Origin of the sequence: Ancylothrix sp. D3o (assembly GCF_025370775.1) — a bacterium.
GTDB lineage: Bacteria > Cyanobacteriota > Cyanobacteriia > Cyanobacteriales > Oscillatoriaceae > Ancylothrix.
The window spans coordinates 1-8,337 of sequence record NZ_JAMXEX010000057.1 but is presented as its reverse complement, the minus strand read 5'-3'; the positions used below and the strand labels follow the sequence as shown (position 1 = coordinate 8,337).

At 42.4% G+C, this 8,337-nt stretch carries 8 protein-coding genes; 2 read left to right on the top strand and 6 right to left on the bottom strand.

Annotation, left to right across the window (positions count from 1 at the left end; genetic code table 11):
• A partial coding sequence (locus tag NG798_RS26190; protein WP_261226668.1) for a DUF5906 domain-containing protein occupies window positions 1–2,376 on the top strand: 2,376 nt, incomplete at its 5' end.
• A 77-nt stretch (window positions 2,377–2,453) separates the two neighbouring features.
• Here the strand turns inward: NG798_RS26190 and NG798_RS26185 are convergent.
• The 6 genes from NG798_RS26185 to NG798_RS26160 form a co-directional block, all read right to left on the bottom strand.
• Entirely contained in the window at window positions 2,454–3,371 is a 918-nt protein-coding gene (locus NG798_RS26185) for a ParB/RepB/Spo0J family partition protein (protein ID WP_261226667.1), read from the bottom strand.
• Entirely contained in the window at window positions 3,364–4,122 is a 759-nt protein-coding gene (locus NG798_RS26180; RefSeq protein WP_261226666.1) for a ParA family protein, read from the bottom strand. Before NG798_RS26180 ends, NG798_RS26185 begins: the two co-directional genes overlap by 8 nt.
• Before the next feature lie 483 nt (window positions 4,123–4,605).
• Window positions 4,606–5,061: an HNH endonuclease gene (locus NG798_RS26175; RefSeq protein WP_261226665.1), complete on the bottom strand. Its 456-nt coding sequence runs from the start codon at window positions 5,059–5,061 to the stop codon at window positions 4,606–4,608.
• On the bottom strand, window positions 5,058–5,294 hold the full coding sequence (locus tag NG798_RS26170) for a hypothetical protein (RefSeq protein WP_261226664.1): 237 nt from the start codon (window positions 5,292–5,294) through the stop codon (window positions 5,058–5,060). Before NG798_RS26170 ends, NG798_RS26175 begins: the two co-directional genes overlap by 4 nt.
• A gap of 485 nt (window positions 5,295–5,779) precedes the next feature.
• Complete coding sequence (locus tag NG798_RS26165) at window positions 5,780–6,469, bottom strand: hypothetical protein (protein WP_261226663.1); 690 nt, start codon at window positions 6,467–6,469, stop codon at window positions 5,780–5,782.
• Between the two features lie 422 nt (window positions 6,470–6,891).
• A complete protein-coding gene (locus NG798_RS26160) occupies window positions 6,892–7,185 on the bottom strand; it encodes a hypothetical protein (protein ID WP_261226662.1) in 294 nt (97 codons plus the stop codon).
• Between the two features lie 256 nt (window positions 7,186–7,441).
• On the opposite strand from NG798_RS26160, the gene NG798_RS26155 reads away from it, so the two are divergent.
• On the top strand, window positions 7,442–8,337 hold an 896-nt coding region (locus NG798_RS26155; protein ID WP_261226661.1), incomplete at its 3' end, for a hypothetical protein.

Sequence of the window (8,337 nt, the reverse complement as noted above, 5' to 3'; positions counted from 1 at the left end):
AATACTTTTTCTGCTCATCAACCAGAAAATAATATTAACTGGTGTCTGCCTTATGAATACAATTCAGAGGCAGATTGTCCCCACATTCAGCAATGGATGCACGAGATGTGTGAGGGTGATACCCAGTTAGTGCAATTACTGCGGGCTTACCTAAATGCCATTGTAAACCGTCGGGCTTGTGATTTCCATCGTTATTTGGAAATTATTGGCCCTGGGGGCACTGGCAAATCTACGTTTATGAATTTGGCAATGGCTATGGTAGGTAAGGAAAATGTTTTATCTACCAGTTTTAAGAAGTTGGAAACTAGCCGGTTTGAGACTGCTAATTTGGAGGGTAAGTTATTAGCTTTGCTTACTGATTCTGAACGTTATGCTGGCGAGATTTCTATTTTTAAGGCGATGACGGGGGGAGATCCTATTCCTTATGAACAAAAGTTTAAACAGGCTACTGAGGGCTTTGTTTTTAATGGGATGGCAATTGTGGTGGCTAATGAAATTGTGCAATGTTCTGATTATACCTCTGGTTTGAAGCGTCGTCGGATTTCAATCCGTATGAATAAGCGGATTGAGCCTAAAAATCAGCGGAATCTTATTCGCCATGATAGTCAACAAAATTGCTTTACTGGTGAATTTGTACCAGAGTTACCTGGTTTGATGAATTGGGTTTTGGGGATGTCAGATGCGGAGGTTTCTAATTATATTAAGCGAACTGACGAGTTTGTTTTGGGTTTGTGTTCTGTTGAGAAGGAAACGCTTATTAGTACGAACCCGATAGCTACTTGGGTGGATCATTGTTTGGTGTTACGCTCAGGCTATAAGACTTATATTGGCCGTGCTCCTCAAGAGAAGGATCGTTCTAATCCTGATTATTATCAGTTTGTTGGTCGTTGGCTTTATCCTAATTATGCTGAGTTTTCTAGGGCTACTGGTCATTCGGTGGTTAGTCTTAATCGCTTTGTTGCGAATTTGCACGATTTGTTGATTAATCAGCTTCGGTTGGACAATGTGCTTAAAAGTTCGGATAATCAGGGTTCTTTTTGGCTGGGGATTAAAATTCGTGGTGAGCATGATTCTGACCCTTTTATTATTACCGGCAATCCGCTACCACCATCTCCACCTTCTGGCCCATCTGGTTTTACACAGCCGATGTCTCCTAAACCAACTGCACCGGGTGGGGTGGCCAATGGTAGTGCTGTTTCTCATGCTGCTCAAGTGGCCACTTTAGAACGCTGTAGTGTTGATAATGTTAACGGTCATAATTCAACAGGTGTAGGTGATGACGGGATGACTTCGGTGATGACGCCGGTGATGACTAAAACCTTTACGGCGACTGATTGTGATGACTGTGATGGCTTTTTTAAAAAGTCTGTTGGGGTAAGTGATAATAATTTTGATGGTGTTTCTGGCAAACTGGTTGGTGAAAATTTTTCTAATGAAATAGCAAATGTTGAGGAATGTTCTAAAACCATTGATTTATCTGGGATTGGGTCATCACTTGGGTCATCACTAGGGTCTCCACCAGGGTTGTCACAACCGGCTTCTGGTGATGTCCAAATGCCGGTGGAACCACAACGGGCCTGTGGTGATGTTCAAATGCCGATGACTTCAGAACCGGCCTGTGGTGATGTCTTTGTGCCGGTGGAACCGCAACCGGCCTGTGGTGAAGATGTGGAGATTTCCTTAGCAGAAGAACTCAAAAGTGCTACTACGAGTAAGCAAATAAATAAGATAATGGTTTTCTTAAATGCTGAGATAAAGGTGCGTGCATGGCAACGCCTTTCTGACCAGCAGCAACAAGAAACCGCCCGTGTTATAGCTTCATCCTTACAAGAGTGCGAGATCCAAGAACAGCTACAAGAGTTTTGTTGTCTTCCTGCATTGGTTAAAACTCAAGTTTGGGCTTTGCTATCAGATAGTCAAAAACAACGACTCCAGAATTTACCGAAATGGGTTGCTGTTCCGAGCAACATGAACATTAAGGGGTTGGCTAAGTGGTTGATTGAGCTTAATTCTGTTGAGAATGGCCGGATTTTTGCTTCTGCTGATGCGATGGTTGAGTTCTATACCAGTATGGAATCTTGGTACAACAATTTTAGTGCGTACACTCGCCACATTATTTATATATCTGGTTTTTGGGAACGAGCGAGTGCTGTTTTCAATGCTCGGATTTTTGATGATGTCCGCGATTGTCTGTTCCGTGTCAGGCAATTTGTTGGTACTCATATAGATCCCCAGATTATCTGGATAGAGAATTGCCGGTTGGTTGAGGTGCCTGCGCCTCCTTATTTCAACTTCTATAAATTCGTTACTGCTGACGGCCAGATTATTAGCGTTGCCGGTGGTGATAGTTTTGAAGTGATGGAGGTGGGTACTTAACCAGCCTTCCAGACTAAAGAATCTTTGCTTAAGCAAAGATTCAAGGTTGTGACAATATCATCCAACCAGAGTCCGCATCAAAGAAGAGAATCAAGCTCCGCAAGAATTTTTTGCAGGCGCTTTTGCTTCTTAGGATCGTTCCAAGCTTTTGACTTGTAAACTTTGCTAAGAGTAACCTTCATTTGATTTTTCAAGGTTTCCTCTGCTTTTTCCTTGCCAAACATCGCTTTTAAGGCCGCTACCCTTTCTTTTATTTGCGTTAACGAAAGGTTATCTGCTATGGCCGTGTCAAGCAATTCATTCCGGGCTTGTTCGTCTTTGACTTTGGCGATAGCTTTCGCCTTAGTATATTCAATTTGCCCTTTGCGGAGTGCTTCAATAATCCTTTCAGGGAGCTTCAGCAAAGCAAGCCTATTGCTGACAAATGACTCCCAGGACATCACTCCTAACTGAGTAAATAGCTTAATAATGGTTTCTGCTTCTGGTTGAATGATAACGTTATCATTCTGCCTTTGAATGTCATTCTGCATTCGGTAGAGGAGCCGGATTACATCATCCTGACAAACTTCGAGTTGGCTGGACAAAAACTCCAGAATTCCCTCGGTTTCTTCTATAGGGTTGAGGTCTTCTCGCTGTAGATTTTCAATCAACGCAATATGTAAGGCTTGCTGTTGGGTTAATTGTCGAATAACTACGGGGACTTCCTTAAGCCCAACCTCCGTAGCTGCTCTATACCTTCTTTCTCCCGCTACTAACTCGTATCTATCGTTGTTTAGAGGGCGGACTAATAAAGGCTGAAGAATGCCGTCTCTTTTTATCGACTCAACTAAGGACTGCATAGCTTGAGAATCAAAATAACGTCGAGGCTGTGAGCTAGGCAATTCAATTGAGAGCAAGGACACCGAAGTTTTTGCAAATTTATCAGTGTCGTCATCTCCAAAAAGAATACTTAGATTAGCCTGGCCTTTATAAGGCTGATTGCTTTTACTAGCCATTTAAATTCTCCATTTTTGCTGCTAAGCGATCTAATAATTTAATTACAGGACTTCTAGGTTCGTAAAGTGCAAGAGGCTGTTGCTGTTCTGATGCGTCTACAAAAGCCGTAATACGAGGAATCGGATCGTAAACAGGCGCGACCTTTCCAAATTGTTCCTTAATGGCCTGAAGAGTCCGTTTATCCTGAGAATTAGTCGCGGCGTACCGAGAAGGAACAAACCCCGCTATCTGTAAGCTACGGTTTCCTTTTTTCTTCACTCTGGCTACCGTTTGGAGAAGAAGGTTCGTTCCCTCAAAAGCTTTGTAATGCGTTTCGATAGGGACTAAAACATGGGTAGCCGCTACCAAACTGATATAGGTTAATAGTCCTAAACTAGGTGGGCAATCAATAAGGATAAAATCATAGTTGCCTTTGATTGGGGCAAGCGCATCTTGTAGGCGCACTTCCCGAAAGTCCAAGTTGACAAGCTGAATTTCAGCCGCACTCAGGTTGATATTAGTAGGAGCAATATCCATCCCATGAACCTTTGGGTGGATAGATAAAGCCTCCTCATTGACAATGGCATCAAACATGGTTTTTTCTAAGCTATTAGCATCAATGCCCATAAAGAGTGTCAGAGACGCTTGGGGATCAAGATCGATAAGCAAGACCTTATTGCTACGCTTAAAAAGTTGATAGCCTAGGTTGAGCGTAATAGTCGTTTTTCCTACACCGCCTGCTTGGTTGAATATCGATATTATCTTTGTCATACCTTGTACCGTTAGGCACCATTATTGTTCAATTTTTGCATGAGAGAGAAAACTACGATTTTAGCTGTAAGCATCTCTATGTTTGATTGCTTTTGGCCCTCGCTTCAGACGCTAAAGTGGATCACTCGTACTTTTGCGTTCCGAAAAACTATAGATATAGTCCCATAACGGTGGATATTTGCAATGGCAGATTATTTTTAATTTTTAAGAACGCCAGCACATAAGCCCCGCGTTGTAGCCGCAGGGCCTCGTCAGGATTATGTCACTTTTGGCAGGCTATCGTTTATTTTTTAGCTTCTCGCCCAAACGCATCCCGATTTAAGCAAAGACTCCTCAAGGGGTGCCGGTGGTTGAAGTATGGGTTCATCCAGAAACCCAAGAGGAAGAATCAGTGAATGGCCTTTTGTTGTAAAAGCGTTTGGCCATTATTAATCGCCAAACCATAAGTCCTTTAATTTTTAATGTTTATGCGCATAGATTTGCTTACTCAAGCTGCTGGGGGTCTTCTGAGGGAGGATGCCAGCCAGCCTGAACCCATAGCTCACGAGCTTCTTGGATAGAACGTTCTCCCTTATAACGAACGTCGTTGAGATCGAGACGTTCACAAGTGGCTCGCCCAATAGGAGTTGTGCCAACAATCATTGTGGCGTCTGCGTTCCAGATGAAATGCTCAGACCATTGCTGTTGACGTGGATTGAATAAGGGTAGAATTGCTGAGGTTTCTACATCCTTACCCACCATGAAGTTATAACGACGTTGGTTACAGCGACTGCAAGCTAGAGCTAGGTTATCAAGATTGTCGGAACCACCTAGAGAGCGAGGCTGGATATGATCGATAGTGAAACGAGAGGTGCTGATTTTTTCTGGAGAGTGGCAATATTCGCACAGGTAGCCTGCGCGTTTCCGCACCAATTGCCTTGTCAATTCATTAATAGTCATTGCTGGGCAGCCAAAAGGGAATTAAGGTAGGTAAAGATGCGGTCAAGTTCTCCTATGGCATTAAGTTCTGCCTCTTCTTCGAGGAGGAGACAATCTGTTTTGTTTTTTTCTAGTAAGTCTTCGAGGCGAGATTGTAACTCCTCGGTAAATTTGAAGAGTCGAAGGTTATCAACCTTCTCAACCTTAATGCCAGTTTCTAGTAAAGATTGTGGGCTAATAACTACTTGGATCATAATTTTGCCGCTCCAGCACAAAGCACTAGTAAAATTCTAGTCTATTTCTAATATTTGCAATGTTGGTAAGTGATGTGGATATAGTAAGGTAAGAAGAATCTGGTCGATAACGCTATACCTTGATTGCCTACCCCTCCAACGTTAATAAATTTAGTTTTATTTTTTTGTTAGTTTATTTTCTTCATTATTATATTGGATAAGGGGGGATTGGATGGTCTTTTTAATAGATGGTTTTATTGTTTAAAATCTAATCCAACAAACCTTTTGCACTCTGCTAGATGGTGAGGTATATATTCTTTCAGTTAGCTCATTCTCTTTCTCTGGTAGAATAGTATTCTACCACAGACCTCTCCCGCCATTATTCTATTTTGAAGATGTCCAATTAACAGATGCAAAAAGAACTGGCCTTAGTGTCTACAGACCCAATTGAGTGACCGGAGATATTAAATCATTCCCAAAAATTTAGATAAAATTAAAAATTAATCTCACAATACTCCCATTTTTTTGTCCATTTTGTTGATTCGCTCTTGCAGGGTCAAAAAAACACTAGGCTCTATTTTAAAAGCTCTGCCTAATCCAATCATCTCATCAGCAGAAAGTTTGATTTGTTTAGCTTTAAATATTTCTTCAACTCGTTCTATTGGTAAACTGGCTGTCTTAGCAAATTCTTTTACCTCAACACTACCTACTTTTTTTAGTAAAAAACTAATTAGTTCGCCTACTGAACTAAAACGTTCAATATCAATTTGTATAGCGCTAAAATCAGGAGAAATTTTAAATAAAAGATTTTCTATTTTTTCCTCGATAGCTTCAGCCATTAATTCTTTTCCATCTCGGCCTAACTGTGCAGCCAATCTCTTAAATTTCAAAAGGTCAGGCAAAGACGGCAGAATTTCCCACGCCTCCACCGAAGTTTCCAAAAAAATCCGATAGAACGAGTCCAAGGATAGCCCTTCATCAGCCGCCATCTTCTCTAGTTTTGGCCGCATCGCACTACTTGGCATCAAGTCCCAACCTTCCATCGCCATCTCAATCATTGCTCTCGCCAATGAGGAGACTGTCCGTTTTTCTCGTTCAGCAATCTCCTGTATCTGGGGTCTAAGTTGCCCTAAACGGACACTAACAGCGTGATCTTGCTTTTTGATTTTGTCCGTCACAATCGCCAAAGTCTCCATAATCGCTACTTTTCTCCATAATAAACGACACCCTACAACAGCATCCTTTTTTTGCCTTTTTCAAAAAGAAACGTAAAGTTTTATAACAATAAGACTACAACCAAGCGAAATGACTACAAAGGGGCTAAAATAAGACAAAAGCAAAAACAGAGGTTTTACAACGTCTCTCTTCCAAAAGTATCAAAGGTATAAATTAATCCACCACTACCACCGTTGGGTTAGCTTAAACCAATTAAAAACGGGGGAATTTTTATTTTTCCCCCCCCAAAAAATAGTAATTCAAGCCTAACACCATGAATACCATCAGCGCTATCTCCTTCCCCAAGGGCACGCCTGAAGCCCTTATTGCGGAAGCATTAGACAGTCTGCCGTTGTTCCACCGGCTTCTGGGAAATAATCGGCAATCCTTTTTCAAAAAAGGATTAAACAGTTTCCTCTTGTTCAACCGGCTTGGCTATGTCGGTCGGATCAATACGTTGAGCTTCCCCTCTCAATATCTGCCACCAAAGCTCAGTAGGAGTAATGCCACGTTTGGTAGCCAAGTAAGCAATCCGTTCTTCAATTTTTTTCTCACGCTCTTGCAATTTACTGCACAGCAAGTTGTTCGCCTGATTCGCTTTGCTGCGGTTGTTAATCCAAGCGTCCACCGTAAGAACATCATCATAGTATTCACCGAGTGGACTGATCACTATTCTTTCATCTTTTCTAGCAGCCATAGCAATTTATTTAGAGGTTTGTTGTAAGTATCCCACATCTGGGGCTAATCTGTACACTTTGTAGAAACGTAGCGAAGTGTATGAGTCTAATTAGCCTCAGATATGTACAGTTTTTTGACTAAATCGTTGACATGGGGCTCTTTAGTACCTAATATGTACCAATAGTTACCCATTTTCGGGACACTAAAAACCTCACCCTTCCCGATGTCGAGTCAACAAGGGTGAGGCGAAACTCCAAGAAACAGGAGCATCTCCAATGAGTATAACTATGAATACCGTCAACACTATACCGTTTCCTGTGGGGACACCCAAAGCCCTTATTACAGAAGCATTAGAGAGTTTGCCGTTGTTTCACCGGCTTCTGGAAACGAACCGAGCATTTATAGAGATGGAAGAATCCATTAGCCTGCTGGATCTAAAAGAAAAGCTCGGTAATCAAGCATTCAGCAACCTTATAAAATCGCAGTATCCCCTGACAGTCAAGGAAATAACCCAAAAACTGGGGATGGCAGAACTCAAACAGAACCTAGAAGAAGCCGGCCTCCTCAACCCCCCCACATTAGAAGCTCTCTTGCAAATAGGGACAGAAGGGTGTGCAGCATTAGCGAAGGGTTCAGCGGAATTAGCAGCCACACTTATTAATCAGATTTTTGATGTGGCCGGTGTTACTGTCTCAACTATCAACGCACTGGTGAGACGGGAGGAAAAAGGATTCAACCCCCTCCCCTCAAGAGAAGAAATTGCCATCTACCAACCGGCCACCCTTGTTACTATCATCAAACCAGGCAAGTTTAAAAACCTCGTTGCCGAAGTATTAGAAACGCCAGATCGCTTAGGACGGGTTCAAGTAAAAGCAGTTAAAACGAACCGCAAGCACACTTTCTTCTGGTGGGAAATTGAACTACATCAGTTAACCACGCCTGATGTGGAAGAGGAAATACCACCGGCCTTTTTACCCCCAATTATCAACCAGTTTGTCTTGCAAGACAGAGACGGCGAATATGGCTGTCTTTCCGATAACGATATGGCCAGCGTCAGAGAAGATGCGGAAACTTGTGCCAAACAGGATGCCACAGAAGACACCGGCACTCTAGCAATCAAGTGGAAACATCTGTTAGAAGCGGTTGAGCAGTATAATCTGGTGCCTGTGGA

What these genes read in the sequence shown, in the direction of transcription:
- NG798_RS26185 (WP_261226667.1), bottom strand. Translation starts at nt 3,371, where the DNA reads ATGGCTAGTAAAAGCAATCAGCCTTATAAAGGCCAGGCTAATCTAAGT.
- NG798_RS26180 (WP_261226666.1), bottom strand. Translation starts at nt 4,122, where the DNA reads ATGACAAAGATAATATCGATATTCAACCAAGCAGGCGGTGTAGGAAAA.
- NG798_RS26175 (WP_261226665.1), bottom strand. Translation starts at nt 5,061, where the DNA reads ATGACTATTAATGAATTGACAAGGCAATTGGTGCGGAAACGCGCAGGC.
- NG798_RS26170 (WP_261226664.1), bottom strand. Translation starts at nt 5,294, where the DNA reads ATGATCCAAGTAGTTATTAGCCCACAATCTTTACTAGAAACTGGCATT.
- NG798_RS26165 (WP_261226663.1), bottom strand. Translation starts at nt 6,469, where the DNA reads ATGGAGACTTTGGCGATTGTGACGGACAAAATCAAAAAGCAAGATCAC.
- NG798_RS26160 (WP_261226662.1), bottom strand. Translation starts at nt 7,185, where the DNA reads ATGGCTGCTAGAAAAGATGAAAGAATAGTGATCAGTCCACTCGGTGAA.